This is a genomic window from Vibrio sp. 1562, from assembly GCF_033340155.1.
Classification (GTDB): domain Bacteria; phylum Pseudomonadota; class Gammaproteobacteria; order Enterobacterales; family Vibrionaceae; genus Vibrio; species Vibrio alginolyticus.
Genome location: NZ_JAWOVY010000653.1, coordinates 1 through 555 on the forward strand (window position 1 = coordinate 1; position 555 = coordinate 555).

Below are 555 nucleotides of genomic sequence, written 5' to 3' on the forward strand. Positions count from 1 at the left end.
TGAAGTTGAATCGTACATTGATGACTACTCTGGTTTGTTTGGTGGCTATGCTGCTAACCAGTGTTTCATCGAGCGTTCAAGCATCGACAGCATCAATAGAAGCACAAAGCTTTCCCATGCAGCAAACTGCACTTCAAGAAAAACTCGGCGTAAATACAGATTGTGTTGAGCCGCACCACAAAGAACACATGATGGAAAAAGGGCAAAAGTCGCACACCAGTTGCAGCTCTTCTTGCATTGTGAAAATTCCCACGACTTTGTCGCAAAATGGATTGATGCTACTGCCTTACAGCTTGGCGCTCATTGATAAGCTTCCTACTGAAAAAGCCGTGGTTGTGGTTTATAAGCCTTACCGACCTCCGATTGTTTGATTTCTTCTTTATTTATCTCCAGCACTAGCTGGCTCTTAGCTATATTTAAAACGGCACTGTTGTGCCCGAAGGAAAACAAACAATGAAGAAATTACTTGCACTATGCAGCACACTTTTACTGGCTTTCAGCGCTCACGCTGCTCAATTTGAAGAAGGTAAACACTACAAAGTGTTGGACGTTGAG

Annotated in this window: 1 protein-coding gene and 1 pseudogene; both read left to right on the plus strand. The window is 43.2% G+C overall.

Annotation, left to right across the window (positions count from 1 at the left end; all coding sequences use genetic code 11):
- Nucleotides 1–371 (plus strand): hypothetical protein (locus tag R7Z49_RS26895; RefSeq protein ID WP_318112718.1); only part of this gene is annotated, 371 nt, incomplete at its 5' end.
- Nucleotides 372–453: 82 nt separating this feature from the next.
- Nucleotides 454–555 (plus strand): annotated as a pseudogene (locus R7Z49_RS26900) (thiol:disulfide interchange protein DsbA/DsbL); the annotation flags it as partial.